General features: G+C 70.3%; 13 protein-coding genes. 4 read left to right on the forward strand and 9 right to left on the reverse strand.

Going from position 1 to position 17,138, the window contains the following annotated elements; translation table 11 throughout:
* Positions 1–23 precede the first annotated feature (23 nt).
* A complete protein-coding gene (aqpZ, locus tag WG212_RS17405) occupies positions 24–725 on the forward strand; it encodes an aquaporin Z (RefSeq protein WP_337188377.1) in 702 nt (233 codons plus the stop codon).
* A gap of 44 nt (positions 726–769) precedes the next feature.
* Here aqpZ and ppdK read toward each other — a convergent pair whose 3' ends face one another.
* From ppdK to WG212_RS17430, 5 genes are all read right to left on the reverse strand, one after another.
* The gene (ppdK, locus tag WG212_RS17410) at positions 770–3,463 is read right to left on the reverse strand and encodes a pyruvate, phosphate dikinase (RefSeq protein WP_337188378.1); all 2,694 of its coding nucleotides are present in this window, start codon (positions 3,461–3,463) and stop codon (positions 770–772) included.
* Between the two features lie 54 nt (positions 3,464–3,517).
* Complete coding sequence (glyS, locus tag WG212_RS17415; RefSeq protein WP_337188379.1) at positions 3,518–5,788, reverse strand: glycine--tRNA ligase subunit beta; 2,271 nt, start codon at positions 5,786–5,788, stop codon at positions 3,518–3,520.
* Positions 5,789–5,949: 161 nt separating this feature from the next.
* Entirely contained in the window at positions 5,950–6,834 is an 885-nt protein-coding gene (locus WG212_RS17420) for a glycine--tRNA ligase subunit alpha (protein WP_337188380.1), read from the reverse strand.
* Between the two features lie 122 nt (positions 6,835–6,956).
* Positions 6,957–7,358 (reverse strand): hypothetical protein, encoded by a 402-nt coding sequence (locus tag WG212_RS17425; protein WP_337188381.1) that lies wholly within the window; start codon positions 7,356–7,358, stop codon positions 6,957–6,959.
* 115 nt (positions 7,359–7,473) lie between these two features.
* Positions 7,474–8,028, reverse strand: a complete 555-nt coding sequence (locus tag WG212_RS17430) for a fasciclin domain-containing protein (protein WP_337188382.1) — start codon at positions 8,026–8,028, stop codon at positions 7,474–7,476.
* Between the two features lie 384 nt (positions 8,029–8,412).
* Here WG212_RS17430 and WG212_RS17435 point away from each other — a divergent pair, with 384 nt between their 5' ends.
* The gene (locus tag WG212_RS17435) at positions 8,413–8,751 is read left to right on the forward strand and encodes a P-II family nitrogen regulator (protein WP_293381183.1); all 339 of its coding nucleotides are present in this window, start codon (positions 8,413–8,415) and stop codon (positions 8,749–8,751) included.
* 26 nt (positions 8,752–8,777) lie between these two features.
* Positions 8,778–10,178 (forward strand): ammonium transporter, encoded by a 1,401-nt coding sequence (locus tag WG212_RS17440; RefSeq protein WP_337188453.1) that lies wholly within the window; start codon positions 8,778–8,780, stop codon positions 10,176–10,178.
* Positions 10,179–10,307: 129 nt separating this feature from the next.
* On the opposite strand, the gene WG212_RS17445 is transcribed toward WG212_RS17440, so the two are convergent.
* The 4 genes from WG212_RS17445 to WG212_RS17460 form a co-directional block, all read right to left on the reverse strand.
* On the reverse strand, positions 10,308–11,183 hold the full coding sequence (locus WG212_RS17445; RefSeq protein WP_337188383.1) for a 4-(cytidine 5'-diphospho)-2-C-methyl-D-erythritol kinase: 876 nt from the start codon (positions 11,181–11,183) through the stop codon (positions 10,308–10,310).
* Between the two features lies 1 nt (position 11,184).
* Entirely contained in the window at positions 11,185–12,867 is a 1,683-nt protein-coding gene (locus WG212_RS17450; protein WP_337188384.1) for a tetratricopeptide repeat protein, read from the reverse strand.
* 68 nt (positions 12,868–12,935) lie between these two features.
* The gene (locus WG212_RS17455; protein ID WP_337188385.1) at positions 12,936–14,594 is read right to left on the reverse strand and encodes an electron transfer flavoprotein-ubiquinone oxidoreductase; all 1,659 of its coding nucleotides are present in this window, start codon (positions 14,592–14,594) and stop codon (positions 12,936–12,938) included.
* A gap of 132 nt (positions 14,595–14,726) precedes the next feature.
* Complete coding sequence (locus tag WG212_RS17460; RefSeq protein ID WP_337188386.1) at positions 14,727–16,139, reverse strand: M48 family metalloprotease; 1,413 nt, start codon at positions 16,137–16,139, stop codon at positions 14,727–14,729.
* Between the two features lie 85 nt (positions 16,140–16,224).
* On the opposite strand from WG212_RS17460, the gene WG212_RS17465 reads away from it, so the two are divergent.
* On the forward strand, positions 16,225–17,070 hold the full coding sequence (locus WG212_RS17465; RefSeq protein ID WP_337188387.1) for a uracil-DNA glycosylase: 846 nt from the start codon (positions 16,225–16,227) through the stop codon (positions 17,068–17,070).
* Positions 17,071–17,138 lie beyond the last annotated feature (68 nt).

The following is a 17,138-nucleotide window of genomic DNA, read 5'->3' on the forward strand; positions in this document are numbered from 1 at the left end:
GCTGCAACGGGAGGCGTTCAGTCATGGATTTCCGCAAGTATCTCGCCGAGGCGATCGGGACCGCCTGGCTCACCTTCGGAGGCTGCGGGGCGGCCGTGATCGCCGCCGGTTTCCCCGACGTGGGGATCGGGCTGCTGGGCGTGTCGCTGGCCTTCGGCCTCACCGTGGTGACGATGGCCTACGCCATCGGCCACATCTCGGGCTGCCACCTCAACCCCGCCGTGACCCTGGGGCTTTTCGCCGGCGGCCGGTTCCCGGCGGGCCAGATCGCACCCTACATCATCGCCCAGGTCCTGGGCGCGATCGTCGGCGCGGGCGTCCTGTACGCCATCGCCTCGGGCGCACCGGGCTTCGACGTGTCGGCGGGCTTCGCCTCCAACGGCTACGGCGACCATTCGCCAGGCGGATACAGCCTCACGTCGGCGCTGATCGCGGAGGTGTTCCTGACCGCGGTCTTCCTCTTCGTGATCATGGGCGCCACCCACGGCAAGGCGCCGGCCGGCTTCGCGCCGCTGGCGATCGGCCTGGCGCTGACGCTGATCCACCTGATCTCGATCCCGGTCACCAACACCTCGGTGAATCCGGCGCGCAGCACGGGTCCCGCCCTGTTCGTGGGCGGATGGGCGCTGTCCCAGCTCTGGTTGTTCTGGGTGGCGCCGCTGGTCGGCGGCGCGCTGGGCGGCCTCGTCTACCGCTGGATCGGTCCGAACCGCGAGACGGCCTGATCCCGTCACCGGAGGGGCGCGCCGAGCGCGCCCCTTCCCCCGGCCTACCGGTCCTTCTCGCGCTCGCCGATGGCGGCCTGCGCCGCGGCGAGCCGGGCGATCGGCACGCGGTAGGGCGAGCAGCTCACATAATCGAGTCCCACGCCCTCGCAGAACTGGATCGAGGCCGGGTCGCCCCCGTGTTCGCCGCAGATGCCCAGCTTCACGTCGGGCCGCTGCGCCCGGCCACGCTCGGCGGCGATGCGGATCAGGTCGCCCACGCCCTCCTGGTCCAGGCTGACGAAGGGGTCCTTCTCGAAGATGCCCTTCTCGATGTAGGCGTTCAGGAACCGGCCGGAATCGTCGCGGCTGATGCCGAACGTCGTCTGGGTCAGGTCGTTGGTGCCGAACGAGAAGAATTCGGCGTTCTCGGCCAGGTCGCCGGCCCGCAGCGCCGCACGCGGCAGCTCGACCATCGTGCCGACCATGTAGCCGATCTCGCGGCCCTGCTCGGCGATCACCTCCTTGGCGGTGCGATCGGTGAGCTGGCGCAGGAAGCGCATCTCCTCACCCTTGGCCACCAGGGGATGCATGATCTCGGGGATCGGCGCCGGGCGGCCCTCGGCGGCCACTTCGCAGGCCGCCTCCAGGATCGCGCGCACCTGCATCTCGTAGATCTCGGGATACGAGACCCCCAGGCGGCAGCCGCGGTGGCCCAGCATCGGGTTCACCTCGTGCATCTCCTGGGCCCGGCGCAGGAGCTTGGCGGCGTCGAGGCCCGTGGCCTCGGCCACCGCCTGCACGTCCTCCTCGGTGTGCGGCAGGAACTCGTGCAGCGGCGGATCCAGCAGGCGGATCGTGACCGGCAGGCCTTCCATGATCTTGAACAGCTCGACGAAATCCTGCCGCTGCATCGGCAGGATCTTGGCCAGCGCGGCCTTCCGGCCCGCCACGTCGTCGGCCAGGATCATCTCGCGCACCGCCGCGATCCGCGCCGGATCGAAGAACATGTGCTCGGTCCGGCAGAGGCCGATCCCCTCGGCGCCGAACTGGCGGGCCGTCTGGGCGTCGAGCGCCGTCTCGGCGTTGGCGCGGACCTTCAGGCGGCGCATCTCGTCGGCCCATCCCATCAGGGTGGCGAAATCGCCCGAGAGTTCGGGCTCGATCATCTTCACCGCGCCCTGCAGGACCTCGCCGGTCGAGCCGTCGATGGTGACGATGTCGTAGGCGCGGATGGTCTTGCCGCGGGCGCGGAACTCGCCGGCGCGGGCGTCGATGTGGACCTCGCCGGCGCCCGAGACGCAGGGGCGGCCCATGCCGCGGGCCACCACGGCGGCGTGGCTGGTCATGCCGCCCCGGGCCGTGACGATGCCGCGCGCGGCGTCCATGCCGCGGATGTCCTCGGGACTGGTCTCCTCGCGGACCAGGATCACCGCCTCGCCCGAGCCGCCCAGCTTCTCGGCCTCTTCCGCCGTGAACACGACCTTGCCGGTGGCCGCGCCCGGGCTGGCTGGCAGGCCGGTGGCGATGACGTCGCGCGGGCTGGCCGGGTCGATGGTCGGGTGCAGGAGCTGGTCCAGCGAGGCGGGCTCGACCCGCATCACCGCCTCGGCCCGGCTGATCAGGCCCTCGCTGGCCAGGTCCACCGCCACTTTCAGCGCCGCCTTGGCCGTGCGCTTCCCGTTGCGGGTCTGCAGCATGTAGAGCCGGCCCTGTTCGACCGTGAACTCGATGTCCTGCATGTCGCGGTAGTGCTTCTCGAGCGTGCCGACGACGCCCTTGAACTGGGAGAACACCTCGGGCAGCGCCTCTTCCATCGAGGGGTTGACGTCGCCCATCTCCTCGCGCGCGGCCTTGGTCAGCGGCTGCGGCGTGCGGATGCCCGCCACCACGTCCTCGCCCTGGGCGTTGATCAGGAACTCGCCGTAGAGCTTGTTCTCGCCCGTCGACGGGTTGCGGGTGAAGGCGACGCCGGTGGCCGAGCCGTCGCCCATGTTGCCGAACACCATCGACTGGATGTTCACCGCGGTGCCCCAGCTCTCGGGGATGTCGTGCATCCGGCGATAGAACTTGGCGCGATCGTTCATCCAGCTCGCGAACACGGCGCCCACGGCGCCCCAGAGCTGCTCGTTCGGGTCCTGCGGGAAGGGCTCGCCGCGCTCGTCCTCGACGGCGCGCTTGTAGTCGGCGACCACCGCCTCCCAATCCTCGGCCGAAAGGCCGGTGTCGACATGGATGTCCAGGCGGTCCTTATGGTCGTCCAGAATCTCCTCGAACATGTGGTGATCCAGGTCGAGGACGACGTTCGAGTACATCTGGATGAAGCGGCGATAGGAATCGAAGGCGAAGCGACGGTCGCCCGAGAGCTTCGCGAGACCTTCCACCGTCTGGTCGTTGAGGCCGAGGTTCAGGACCGTATCCATCATCCCCGGCATCGAGGCCCGCGCGCCCGAGCGCACCGACACCAGCAGCGGGTTCGCCGGGTCGCCGAAGCGCTTGCCGGTGATCTCCTCCACCTTCGACAGGCCAGCCGACACCTGGTCCTTGAGGTCGGCCGGATAGCTGCGCGCGTTGGCGTAGTAGTGGGTGCAGGCCTCGGTGGTGATGGTGAAGCCCGGCGGGACCGGCAGGCCCAGCGACGACATCTCGGCCAGGTTCGCGCCCTTGCCGCCCAGCAGATCCTTCATCGACGCATCGCCGTCGGCCGAACCGCCGCCGAAGGCATAGACCCAACGCGTCTTCACCGTCGTATCGGCCATAACCCTGTCTACCTTCCGATCTCTCCCGCCCGCAGGCGGTCTCCCGGGCGGTGTCTAGCCCGTAACCTGCGAGAAGTCCGCCACCTGCCCCATCGCGTCGCGCACCCTGGTCAGCAGGCGGAGTCTGTTCTCGCGCTCCTCCGCTACATCCGAATTCACTAACACCTTGTCGAAGAACGCATCGACAGGCGCGCGCAGGCCCGAAAGCGCCCGCATGGCGGCGGCGAAGTCCTCGGCGTCGAGCGCCGCATCCAGCACGCCGTCCAGATCGGACACGGCGGCGATCAGCGCCGCCTCCTCAGGCGCCGACGACGCCATCCGCGCCGGCGCCCCGGCGGGCAGCGGCCCCTTCTTCTCCTCGGCCTTGAGGATGTTCACGGCGCGCTTGTAGCCCGCGAGCAGGTTCGCCCCGTCGTCGGTCTTGAGGAACGCGTCCAGCGCGCTCACCCGCGCCACCACGCGCACCAGATCGTCGTCGCCCAGGGCGAAGACCGCGGCCACCAGGTCGTGCCGCTGGCCCCGTTCGCGCAGCCAGACCTCCAGGCGGTCGGCGAAGAAGGCGACGATCTCGGACGACACCTCTTCGTAGGGCCGGAACTCGAACAGCACGTCGCCGGAATGCGTCTCGCGCTCCAGGCGGTCGAAGACGAGATCGACCTCGCGGTCCATCGCCACCACCTGCGGCCGCCCGTCCAGCAGCGCCTCGTCGAACTCGCGCAGGTAGGTGTCGAACTCGCGGCTCTTGGCGCGGCCGGCGGCGCCCAGGTGGGCCACCAGCTTCGGCGTCGAGACCCACAGCGCCCGGCCCGGATCGACGTAGCAGCGCAGCGCCTTGTACCAGTCGGCCACCACCGCCCGCAGCGGGATGCGCAGCTCGGAATTCAGCACGATCCGGATCACGCCCAGAGCCGCACGGCGCAGGGCGAAGGGATCGCGCGACCCCGTCGGCTTCTCGCCGATCGCGAAGAAGGCGGTCAGCGTGTCCAGCTTGTCGGCCAGGGAGACGGCCATCGTGACCGGACGGTCCGGGACCTCGTCGTTCGCCCCGGCGGGCTTGTAGTGGTCGCGGATCGCCTCGGCCACCAGCGGCGACAGCCCCTCGGCCTCGGCGTAGTAGCCGCCCATCACGCCCTGGAGTTCGGGGAACTCGCCCACCACCCCGCTGACGAGGTCGGCCTTGGCCAGGCGCGCGGCCTGCACAGCCTTGGCCGGATCGGCGCCGACGCGAGGCGCCAGGGCGGCGGCCATCATCTCCAGCCGCTCGACGCGCTCGTACATCGCGCCCAGCTTCGCATGGAAGGTGACGCCGCGGAGCTTCTCCAGCCGGTCCTCGAGGCGGACCTTGCGGTCCTCGGTCCAGAAGAACCGCGCATCGGACAGGCGCGCCGACAGCACCTTGGCGTTGCCCTTGGCGATCGTGGCGCCCCCATCGGTGGCGTCGATGTTGGCCACGGTGATGAAGTGGGGCGCGAGCTTGCCCGTCCGCGGGTCGCGCACGGCGAAGTAGCGCTGGTGAACCCGCATGGACGTGCGGATCACCTCAGGCGGCAGGTCCAGGAACGCCGGGTCCATGTCGCCCAGCACCGGGACCGGCCACTCCACCAGCCCGGACACCTCGTCCAGCAGGCCGGCGTCCTCGACCAGTTCCAGGTTCCGCGCGAAGCACAGGGTCTTCGCCGACTCCAGGATGCGCGCCCTCCGCTCCTCGGGGTCGAGGACGACGAAGCGCTTCTCCAGCTTCTCGGCGTATTCGTCGAAGGTGCGGGCCTTGAACGCCTGGCCCGAGCCCATGAAGCGATGGCCGACGGTCGTGTCGCCGCTGGGGATTCCGTCGATCTGGAACGGCACGACCTCGCCGTCGAACACGCACAGGATGCGCCGTAGCGGCCGCACCCAGCGCAGCCTGCTCACGCCGGAGACCATCGACTTCGGCCAGGGGAAATCGCGGACGATCGCCTCGACCATCTCGGCCACGATCTGCGGCGTCGGACGCCCGTGGCGGTGCAGGGTCGCGAACCAGACCCCGTCCTTCTCGACGAGGTCGGATTTCTGGAGGTTGTTCTTGCGAAGGAAGCCGTCCAGCGCCTGGTCGGGGGCGGCGGTGCGCGGTCCCTTGATCTCCTCGTGACGATCCTTCTGCGCCTCCGGAAGGCCCTCGGCCACGAGGGTCAGGCGGCGCGAACCCGCGAACGTCTTCAAAGCCTCGGGCAAGAGGCCCTCGGCCAGCAGGCGGTCACGCGCCATGCGTTCCAGGTCGCGCGCGGCCTGCGCCTGCATGCGGGCGGGAATCTCTTCGGAGAGGAGTTCGAGGAGAAGCTGGGGCATGGCGATCTAGCTCCTCCCCCGCATGCGGGGGAGGTGGCGGCGAAGCCGACGGAGGGGGCGCTGCGGCGCACAAGGCGGAAGGGCCAACGCCCCCTCCACCACTGCGTGGTCCCCCTCCCCCGCTCGCACGGGGGAGGACCTGAACGTCGTCATCGCGGCCATCACGCGTTCCCGCCCTGGCTCTCGACCCAGGCTTCCGCGCACATCCTGCAGAGGTCGCGGATGCGGCCGATGTAGCTCTGGCGCTCGGCGACCGCGATGGCGCCGCGGGCGTCCATGATGTTGAACAGGTGGCTGGCCTTCAGCACATGGTCGTAGGCCGGCAGCGCCAGCGGCTGACCCTGGCGGCCCCGCTGGGCGAGGATGCGCGGCACTTCCCGCTCCATGTCCTCGAACTGGCGCTTGCAGGTGGCGACATCCGCCGCCTCCAGCTCGAACGCCGAGAACTGCTGCTCGTTGGCCAGGTAGATGTCGCCGTAGGTGAACTCGTCGTTGAAGGCGAGGTCGTAGACGTTGTCCTTGTCCTGCAGGTAGAGCGAGAGCCGCTCCAGGCCGATGGTGAGCTCGCCGGCCACCGGGAAGACGTCCAGGCCGCCCACCTGCTGGAAGTAGGTGTACTGGGTGATCTCCATCCCGTCGCACCAGACCTCCCATCCAAGCCCCCAGGCGCCGACGGTGGGATTCTCCCAGTCGTCCTCGACGAAGCGGATGTCGTGGACCCTGGGATCGATGCCGATGGCTTCGAGACAGCCGAGGTACAGCTCCTGGAGGTCTTCCGGATTCGGCTTCAGGATCACCTGGTACTGGTGATGCTGGTGCAGCCGGTTCGGGTTCTCGCCATAGCGGCCGTCGGCCGGCCGCCGCGACGGCTGGACATAGGCCACCTTCCACGGCTTCGGGCCCAGCGTCCGCAGGACGGTCATCGGCGAGAGAGTTCCGGCCCCCACCTCGACGTCATAGGGCTGCAGGATCGCGCAGCCCTGACGGCTCCAATAGTCGTGCAACTTCAGGATCAGGCCCTGAAACGAAAGCGGCTTGTCGGGCATAGGGCCAGGGAGTCTTCGAGAGGGGCTTCGGCGTGAATTCGCAGGCGCAAAAAAAGTCGGCGGACCATAGGGCCCGCCGACCTTGGCTTCAACCCGTGTGAAGGGCTCCTCGCTCGGGGCCTTCAGTTGCCCCGGGCGGCCGTCTTGCGCCCCGTCTGCGACAGGGGCTGGCCGTACTTGGCGCGGTTCTCGGCCGTATCCGGCACCGGGCCGTTCGTGACCGTCGTGGTGGTGACCTGCGCGCCCTGGTCATAGGTGGTGGTCGAGGCGGAAACCGGCGCGCTCACGTCGGTGTCGGTCGCCGCCGGAGCCGGCGTGTTCGCGGCCGGCGCGTCCGGGGCGGGCGGATTCACCGAGGTGTCGGCCGACGTAGCCGGATCAGGCGCGGCCTGGGCCGGATCGGGCGCCGCACCGACCTCAGGCTCCTGGGGCGGCGAATGGGTCTGGGTGTGGACCTGGGCCTGGGCCGCGCCGGCCGCGAGGGCGGCTACGGTCGCGGCGGTCAGCAGATGCGAGAGCTTCATGTTCAGAACTCCTGGTTGCGCGAGATGTGCGCCCCCGTCCCGAGTGTGCTCACGCTCTACGATCCTGGCCCGGTTTGGTTCCCGCCCCGGGCCAGAAAGCGTCCGTTCCGAAGCCTCAGCTGGCGGGCGCGGCCGGCGCCTCGGCGTCGCCCTCGCCGGCGACCAGCACACGATCCACCACGTGCAGCAGGCCGCTGCCGGTATGGAGGTCGGCCTGGACGATGGTGGCGCCGTCCACCTTCAGCTTGCCGCCCTCGTCGCTGCCGTCGAGGAGGATGGTGTCGCCGGCGCCCGAGGGAATCGGCCCCTTCGCGCCCTTGATCTTCGCGGAGTCGATCGGCGCATTGACGACGTGGTGCAGCACGAACCGCTGCATCGCGGCCTTGTCCGACTTGAGCTGAGCCAGCTTGTCGGCCGGCATGGCGGCGAAGGCGGCGTCGGTCGGGGCGAACACCGTCAGGTTCTTGTTGGTCTTCAGGAGACCGGTGAGGTTGGTGGCGTCGATCCCGCCCACGAAGGTGTTGAACCGGCCCGAGAGCTTCAGCGTATCCACAAGGTCTCCCTGGACGGCGATCGGGCCGGCGGCGGGAGCGGCGTCCTGGGCCTGGGCGGCCATCGGGGCGGCTGAAAGGGCGGCCACGGCGGCGGCGGCAAGCAGGAAACGGGTCATCGTCGTTCGATATCCTTGTGTTGTCGGGCCGCGAGCGTTCGCGTCCCAGGGACTACGCAGACAACTCCAAGGCGGTTCCCGCCCGGAGGCACGGGACACTAGGCTTGGACGGCGCCGGATTTACGACGCCTCAGGTCGGCGTCAAGAACCGCAACACCCCTCCGGACACCCTTTTTTGTCCAGTTTCGAGGCGCCAACCCCCTCGATCGCCTGAAAATTGAGCGGCTGCCGCCTTCTTGACCATACGGGCCGCCCCGGCGGGCCGCCCCTCCCCCAACCCCGACATAGCGTTCCGACGACCGCCGAACGGGGATCCAGAAAACGCGGTCATCGACGAACGAGAGGGGTTGGCCCGCCCACAGGGCCGGACGCGGGAGCGAGCGGATGAAACTCATCATGGCGATCGTCAAACCCTTCAAGCTGGACGACGTGCGCGAAGCGCTCGTCGGCGCCGGCGTGGAGGGCCTGACGGTCTCGGAGGTCAAGGGATATGGCCGGCAGAAGGGCCAGACCGAGATCTATCGGGGCGCGGAGTACCAGATCAACTTCCTGCCCAAGGTGAAGCTCGAAGCCGTCGTCGACGACGCGGCGGCGGGCAAGGCGGTGGAGGCCATCAAGGCCGCGGCCGCCACCGGCAAGATCGGCGACGGAAAGATTTTCGTCCTCGACGTCGCGGAGGCCGTGCGCATCCGCACCGGCGAAACCGGCGCAGCGGCGCTCTAGGGCATCGGGACAAGGGGATTATGAATATGAAAGTCTTCGGAATTCAGCGGCTGACGGGGATCATCCTCGCCGCCGCGATGCTGGGGGCGCCGATCGCGTCGCCAGCGCTCGCCCAGGAGGCGGCCGCGCCTGCGGTGGAGGCCGTCGTGGCCGAAACCACCGTCGTGGAAACCGCCCCCGAGGCCGCGCCCGCCGAGGCTCCGGCCGAGGAAGAGCCGACGCTCGACACCGGCGACACCTCCTGGCTGCTCACCTCGACGGCGCTCGTGCTCGCCATGACCATCCCGGGCCTGGCGCTGTTCTACGGCGGCATGGTCCGCGGCAAGAACGTCATCTCGACGGTCGCCCAGTGCTTCGCGATCACGGCCGTGATCAGCGTCGTCTGGATGGTCGCCGGCTACTCGCTGGCCTTCAGCGAGAACAGCTCGGCGGCGCTCAACCCGTACGTGGGCGGCCTCAGCGCCTTCCTGCTGAACGGGATCTCGATGGACGACCTGTCGGGCACCATCCCGCAGTTCCTGTTCGTCGTGTTCCAGATGACCTTCGCGGTGATCACGCCGGCCCTGATCGTCGGCGCCTTCGCCGAGCGCATGAAGTTCTCGGCCATCCTGCTGTTCATGGTCCTGTGGTCGCTGATCGTCTACTCGCCGATCTGCCACTGGGTGTGGGGCGGTGGCTTCCTCAGCGAAATGGGCGTCCTCGACTTCGCCGGCGGCACCGTGGTCCACATCAACGCCGGTATCGCGGGTCTCGTCTGCGCCCTGGTCCTGGGCAAGCGCAAGGGCTTCGGCGCCGAGAACATGGCGCCGCACAACCTGGTGCTGACCATGATCGGCGCCAGCCTGCTGTGGGTGGGCTGGTTCGGCTTCAACGCCGGCTCGGCCGTGGGCGCCAACGGGCTGGCCGCCGTGGCCATGCTGAACACCCAGGTGGCCACCGCCGCGGCGGTCGTGGCCTGGATGGCCATCGAGTGGTTCGAGCGCAAGAAGCCCGGCATGCTGGGGCTCGCCTCGGGCGCCGTGGCCGGGCTCGTGGCCATCACGCCGGCCGCCGGCTTCGTGACCCCGCAGGGCGCGCTGATCGTCGGCTTCGTCGGCGGCGCGGCGGCCTACGCCGGCGCGGTCTGGCTCAAGAAGGCCCTCAAGTACGACGACAGCCTGGACGTCTTCGGCGTCCACGGCGTCGCCGGCATCGCGGGGGCCCTGCTGACGGGCGTCCTGGCCAGCTCGGCGGTGGCCGGCGAAGCCGCCGAAGGCGCCAATGTGGTGACCCAGTTCGTGGGCATCATCGGCACGATCGCGTGGTGCGCCATCGCCACCTTCGTCATCCTGATGATCTGCAAGTTCACGGTCGGCCTGCGTGTCAGCGAGGACGAAGAGGTCGAAGGCCTCGACCTCTCGCAGCACGGCGAGTCCCTGCACCACTAGAGCTCGGGGGAGAGGGCGTCCGGTCCAGCTTGGTCGGGCCGGACGCCATCTGGGGTGGAGACGGGGGTCCTTCGGGGCCCCCGTTTTCCTTGGGTGATCCTGGCGCCGCCGCGCGTCGGGGCGCGCGGCTCAGTCCCACGGACCGCCGAGACGGCAGCAGCGCACCCACCACCGAGGCGCCAGGGCCTCGATGCGCCCCGCCAGGGTCCCGGCGGCGATGTCGTCGGCGCAGAGCGCGAAACAGGTCCCGCCCGATCCCGACACCCGGGCCAGCAGCGTCTCGGGCTCTGCGCGCAGCATGTCCAGGACCGTTCCGACCTCGGGGGCGACGTCGATGGCCGCCGCCTCCAGGTCGTTGCGTTGGAGGGCGAGCCAGGCCGCCATCTCCTGCGGCGACTCGAAGGCGTCGGGCATGGGCGGCGGCGCCACGGCGCCGAAGTCGCCGCGAGCATCCAGGCGGCGGTAGACGGCCGGAGTCGACACCGGCACACCCGGGTTGACCAGCACGGCATCGAGCGCGGGGAAGCGCGGCGCCGGCGACAATCGCTCGCCGCGCCCCTCGGTCACGACCGGGCGCGCCCAGAGGCAGGCTGGACCATCAGACCCGATGCGCGCGGCCACCCGCTCCAGCCGCTGATCGTCGATCTGCGGGGCGAACACGTCCCGGATGAGGCGCAGCACGGCCGCAGCGTCACTCGAGCCGCCGCCCAGCCCGCTGGCCACCGGCAGCGCTTTCTCCAGGGACATGGCCAGTTCGGCCATTGGCCGGCCCAGCTCCTCAACGAAGGCGCGGACGGCCGTCCAGATCAGATTGTCCCGTTCCGACCCCAGCGCGCGCCCGAACGGGCCCGACACGGTCAGGCTCCCCTCCCCCAGCTCGATCGCCACCCGGTCGCCGACGTCCGCGAACGCCACCAGGCTGCTCAGGGGATGGAAGCCATCCGCGCCCGGAGGGCCGACGTGAAGGAACAGGTTGACCTTGGCGGGCGCCAGCCGCGCGGGCATCTCAGGGGCCCGCGACGCGCGGCGCGGGGCCCAGGCCCGACTCGAGTTTACGCTCGGCGTCGGCGCGGATCTTGTCGTCCGGGTCCAGGGTCAGCACCCGACGCCACTGGAACACCGCCTCGTCCTTGCGGCCGACCATCCAGTAGGCGTCGCCCAGATGGCTGTTGATCTCGGGATCGCCCGCCTCCAGTTCCACCGCCTGCTCCAAGAGCTCGATGGCCTTCGGGTAGTCGCCCAGGCGATAGTGCGCCCATCCCAGGCTGTCGATCATGGCGCCCGACCGGGGATTGGCGGCCACCGCCTTCTCGACCATCGCCAGGGCCTCCTTGAGACGCTCGCCACGATCGATCAGCCCGTAGCCCAGGTAGTTCAGCAGTTCCGGCTCGTCGGGCCGAAGGCTGAGGGCCTTCGACAGGTCGGCCTCGGCCTGCGGCCAGCGCCCCGCCCGCTCATGCGCCTGGCCGCGCGCGTAGTAGAGCTGCCAGTCCGGCGTCTTCGCCTCGGCGATGAGCGTATCCAGCACCGCCGCCGCCTCGTCGTTGCGGTCGTTGGCGCGCAGCAGGTCCGAGAGGGTGATCCGGCCTTCGAAGTCGCCCGCCTCGGCCGCGGCGCGCGCGCGCCTGAGCGCGCCCTCCTTGTCGCCCGCGCTCTGATAGCTCCAGGCGAGCTTGGCCTGGGCGGCAGGGAACTCGGGGCTGCCGGGCTTCGGCCGTCCGTACGCGGCGCGGGCGCCGTCCAGGTCGCCGCGCGTCTGCAGGAGATCGCCCAGCATCAGCCACGCATCGTTTCGTTGAGGGTCGAGGCTCAGCGACAGCCGCAGGTAGGCCAACGCCGTCGCCTCCTGCCGGGCGCTGATCATCGTGGCCGCCGGGGCGAGCAGCGCGAAGGCCGCGCCTTCCTTCAGCGTCGGCGCCGCCGGCGCCCGGCCGCCGCCCGCCCTGGCCTTCGCCGTCCTGGCCGCCAGACTCGAGGGATTGCGTCGCAGCGCCCCGTCGTAGAGCGCCAGCGCGTCGGCTTTGCGGCCCCGCCTCTCCAGGAAGCCGCCATAAGCCAGGACCGCCAGCTCGTTGGGATTTTCACCGGACGTCACGGCCTTGAAGTTCGTCTCGGCCTCGTCGAAGCGCCGGGCGCGCTCGAACAGGTGCGCCTGGCCGATCTGACCGAAATAGTCCACCGCGGCGTCGCCGCGAAGCTGGGGTCGCACGACCGTTCCCTCGGCGTCGCCGGCCGCCGCGGCGACCCAGGGCGCCAGCAGGGCCGCAGCGGCGCGGTGCGGGAAGCCGATGGGATCGCCGCCCAGTTCAGCCTGGGCGGCCTTGCCCTTGCCGTCGCCCAGGAGCGCGACGGTGCGCACCAGTCGTCCCATCCGCTTCGACGGCTCGGAGGCGGTGGGCCCGGTCGGCGCGAGCGTCGCGGCCTTGGCGACCTGGCCGGCCATCAGGGCGGCGGTGAAGGCCTGCTCGGACACGGCCGGATCGTCGCCGCCGTGCGCGCGGGCGTACTCCAGGAAACGGGCGGCGTCGGCGTTCCGCCCCGCGTTCAGGGCGGCGTTGCCCGCCAGGAACAGGCCGTAGGCGCTGTCCGCCGCGGGCGGGCCGGCCGGCTCGATCCCGGAAGACGATGTGGTGGCGCACCCGGCCAAGAGGGCGGCGGGCGCGGCGAGGGCGAACAGGAAGCGACGCATGGCCCGACTCTGGGCGTCCGCGGCGTCGCCCGCAAGCGCCCAGTCGCCACACGCGAACCGGCGGTGGCCTACATGTTGGGATAGTTCGGCCCGTCTCCACCCTGCGGCGTGGTCCAGTCGATGTTCTGCGACGGGTCCTTGATGTCGCAAGTCTTGCAGTGGACGCAGTTCTGGAAGTTGATCTGGAACTTCGGATTCTGGCCGGCGTCGTCGTAGAGGACCTCGTAGACGCCCGCCGGGCAGTACAGCCGCGCCGGCTCGCCGAACTTCGGCAGGTTGACGTCGATCGGGATCGAGGGATCCCGCAGCTTCAGGTGCGCCGGCTGGTTCTCGTCGTGGTTGGTCGAGGACAGGAACACGCTGGAGAGCTTGTCGAAGCTCAGCACGCCATCGGGCTTGGGGTAGACGATCGGCTTGTAGTCCGAGGCCTTGCCGGTGGATTCGGCGTCGCCCTTGGTGTGCTTCATCGTTCCGAAGATCGAGAAGCCGCCCAGCAGATGGGTCGACCACATGTCGAAGCCCGAGAACGCCGTACCGAGCGCGGTGCCGAACTTCGACAGCATCGGCTTGGCGTTGCGGACGATGTTCAGCTCCTTCTTCACCCACGATGCGTCGAAGGCCTGCTTGTACTCGACCAGGTCGTCGCCCGCGCGGCCGGCGGCGATGGCCGCCGCGGCGGCCTCGGCGGCCATGATGCCGCTCTTGATGGCGTTATGGCTGCCCTTGATCCGGGGCACGTTCACGAAGCCCGCGCTGTCGCCCAACAGCACGCCGCCGGGGAAGTAGAGCTGCGGAACCGACTGGATGCCCCCCTCGCTGATGGCGCGGGCCCCATAGGCGATGCGCTTGCCGCCCTCCAGGTACTTGGCGACCTCGGGGTGATGCTTCCAGCGCTGGAACTCGTCGAAGGGCGACAGCCAGGGGTTCTTGTAGTTCAGGTGAACGACGAAGCCCGTGGCCACGTAGTTGTCCCCGAAGTGGTACATGAAGCTGCCGCCGCCGGTCTTGTCGTCCAGCGGCCAGCCCAGGGTGTGGATCGCCAGGCCCGGCTGGAACACCTCGTCCGGAACCTGCCACAGCTCCTTGATGCCGATGCCGTATTTCTCGGGGCTCGCGTCCCGGCACAGGCCGTACTTCGCCTTCAGCACCTTGGCGAGCGAGCCGCGGACACCCTCGCCGATGAAGACGTACTTCCCGCGCAGCTCCATGCCGGGCTCGTAGTTGGGGCCGGGTTGCCCGTCCTTGCCGATGCCGAACTCGCCGACGACCACGCCGACCAGCCTGTCGTCCTCGAACACCGGCGCCGAGGCGGCCATGCCCGGGTAGATCTCGACGCCCAGGCCCTCGGCCTGCTGGCCCAGCCAGCGGCAGACGTTGCCGAGGCTGGCGATGTAGTTGCCGTGGTTGTTCATGAAGGGCGGCATCGCCCAGACCGGCAGGTCCAGGCTGCCCTGCTGCCCCAGGACCACGAACTTGTCCTGGGTCACCGGCGTCTCGAGCGGCGCGCCCAGTTCCTTCCAGTTCGGGAACAGTTCGCTGATGCCCTTGGGATCGATCACCGCGCCCGAGAGGATGTGCGCGCCCACCTCGGCGCCCTTCTCGACCACCGCCACCGTCAGGTCGGCCGAGAGCTGCTTCAGCCGGATCGCGGCGGCGAGGCCCGACGGCCCGGCGCCCACGATGACGACGTCGTACTCCATGGCTTCGCGCTGGACGGCTTCGCTCATCGTGTTCCCCTCGGCCTCGTCCGGGCGAACGCGCGCCGCCCGGTCTCTGGAGTCCCCAGTATTCCGGGTCTTATCGGGAGGTCATGGCGCGATGGTCAAGCGCGAACGCTTCGCGTCTGCGGCGCCGGCCGGCTACCGTCGCCCTTCGGTCACGATCTTCACCTGCGCGCCGGGCGCCAGGGGTTCGTCCGGTCGCAGGTTGTTCAACATGAGGAAGCGGGCCGCCCGATCGCGCTCGGGCGGCATGCGGGCGGCCATGGTCTCGGCCGTGTCGCCGGGGCGCACCGTCACCACGGCGATGCGCCGCCCGCCCACCGCCTCGGCGTCACGGTCCGAGAGGCGGCGGAACGATTCGTACATGCCGTCGAACACCCCTGCCTGTCCCGCCGGAGCCATCGAGACGAAGTGGTAGACCTGGTTTCCGCCCGCGGCATAGGCCACGACCGTGAGGTCCACCGGCCGGCCGGACGAAAGCGCCCGCGCCGGCAGCACCACCGCCGGCATGCCGTTGATGGTCGTCCGCTGGGCCTGACCCAGCTCGTGGCGACCCTGGCGGATGATCCCGCGCATCACCGCGGCGGCGTAGGCCTCGAGCTGCGAGGCCGGCGCCTGGCCCGGAGCGAATTCGGCCAGCATCCCCTGCGGCCCGGCGACGCGCACCGCCTGCGGCGTGTTGCTCAACGCGAACCCCTGTGGCGCGTCGAAGCGGATGCGCAGCGCCGGATGCACGAACGATCCGCCGCGCACGAGGCCCTGGCCGGGATCGTCGCCGAACGGCATCCCGTCCAGCGCCGCCAGGAAGGCGCGGTCGCCCAGGGCCAGGTCCTCGGCGAAGGCGATCCGCGCCGCCTGGGCCTCGGCCCGCTGGATACGGTCGCCCGTCAGCGGATGGGTGCGGGCCCAGGCCGGGGTCGACGCTCCGCCCTGCCCCGTGGTCTGGGCGTTGAAGGCGTCCTCGCGCCGCAGGCCGTCCAGCACCCGCGTCAACCCCTCGGGCGCATAGCCCGCCATCGGCAGGAAGCGAAGCGCCAGGCTGTCGGCCTCGTACTCCTGGTTCCGCGAATAGCTGAGCGTCCCCAGTTTTCCCACGCGACCGGCGATGCCGCCGGCGAGGTCAGACTTCGTCGCCGCTCCGATCAACGCCGCGGCCAGGCCGCTGAGCGCCTCGGCCTGTTCCTGGCGCTGGGCGTGCTTGGCGGTCACATGACCCAGTTCGTGGCCCAGCACCGCCGCCAGCTCGGCTTCGGAGTTCATGATCGAGAGCAGCCCGCGGGTGATGTAGACGTAGCAGCCCGGCGGCGCGGTGAAGGCGTTCACCACCTCGGAGTTCAGCACGGTGAAGATGCAGCGCTGGCGCATGCCCGCGGCCTGAGCCATGCGGTCGCCCACCCGCTGCACATAATCGGCCTGCGGGCCCGTGAACTCGCCGCCCAGGCTGGCCACCAGGCCCAGGTGCTCGCGCGCCGGCTGGGCCGCCGCGGGCGTCCCGCCCAGCGGAAGCGCCGCCAGAAGAACCGCCACCGCCAGAGCTTCCAACCGACGCATTCCGCCCTTCGCTCCCCATGCGGGCTGACAAGCCGCCCGCTTCGCGCCAAGAGTGGCGCAGACTTGCCGGAGAGTGAACAGCCCAATGTCGGCGGCCGCCGAACCCTCCAACACCCGCCTGGCGGAAAGCCTGCTGGCCTTCTGGGCCGAAGCCGGGGTCGACTCGGTTCTGGCCGACGAGGCGGTCGACCGGATCGAGGCCGGGCGCATCGCGCCGCCGCCACGGTCCCCGCCTCCCGTCATGGCCGCGGCCCCCGCGCCCGTGGGCCGGGCCGCGCCCGGCGGCCGGCCCGTCGGACCCGACGTCGCGGCCGCCATCGCACAGGCGCAGGCCGCCGCGGCGGCGGCCGGGAACCTGGAGGCCCTGGTCGCCGCCATCTCCGCCTTCGAGGGCTGTCCGCTGCGCCACGAGGGCGCGGCGACCAAGGCCGTGGTCTTCCGCGGCGATCCGAAGGCCCCGCTCATGGTGGTCGGCGAAGGCCCCGGCGCCGAGGAGGACGCCCGCGGGGAGCCGTTCGTCGGCCGCGCCGGCCGGCTGCTGGACCGCATGCTGCTCGCGGCCGGGCTGGAGGGCCGGGTGCTGATCACCAACACCGTCTTCTGGCGGCCGCCCGGCAACCGTACGCCCAGCCCGGCCGAACAGGCGATCTGCGCTCCGTTCCTCGAACGCATCATACAGCTCGTCCAGCCGCGGATGCTGCTGCTGGCGGGGGGCGCGTCGGCCAAATCGCTGCTGAAGCGCGAAGAAGGCATCCTGACCCTGCGCGGTCGCTGGTTCGAGTGGCGTTCGGCCGACGGCGCCCTGGAACTGCCCGCAATGCCGACACTTCATCCGGCTTTCCTGCTCCGACAGCCGGGCGCGAAGAAAAGGGCGTGGATCGATCTGCTGACCCTGACCGAAAGGCTTGATCGCCCGGAGCGGCCCCACTAGCCTGCACCACGGTGGGACTCGAGAAAAAGGGGTTCGCGTTCAGGGGACGTTAGTCCTCATACGCGAAT

Source organism: Phenylobacterium sp., assembly GCF_037189685.1.
In the GTDB taxonomy this organism is placed as follows: Bacteria; Pseudomonadota; Alphaproteobacteria; order Caulobacterales; family Caulobacteraceae; genus Phenylobacterium.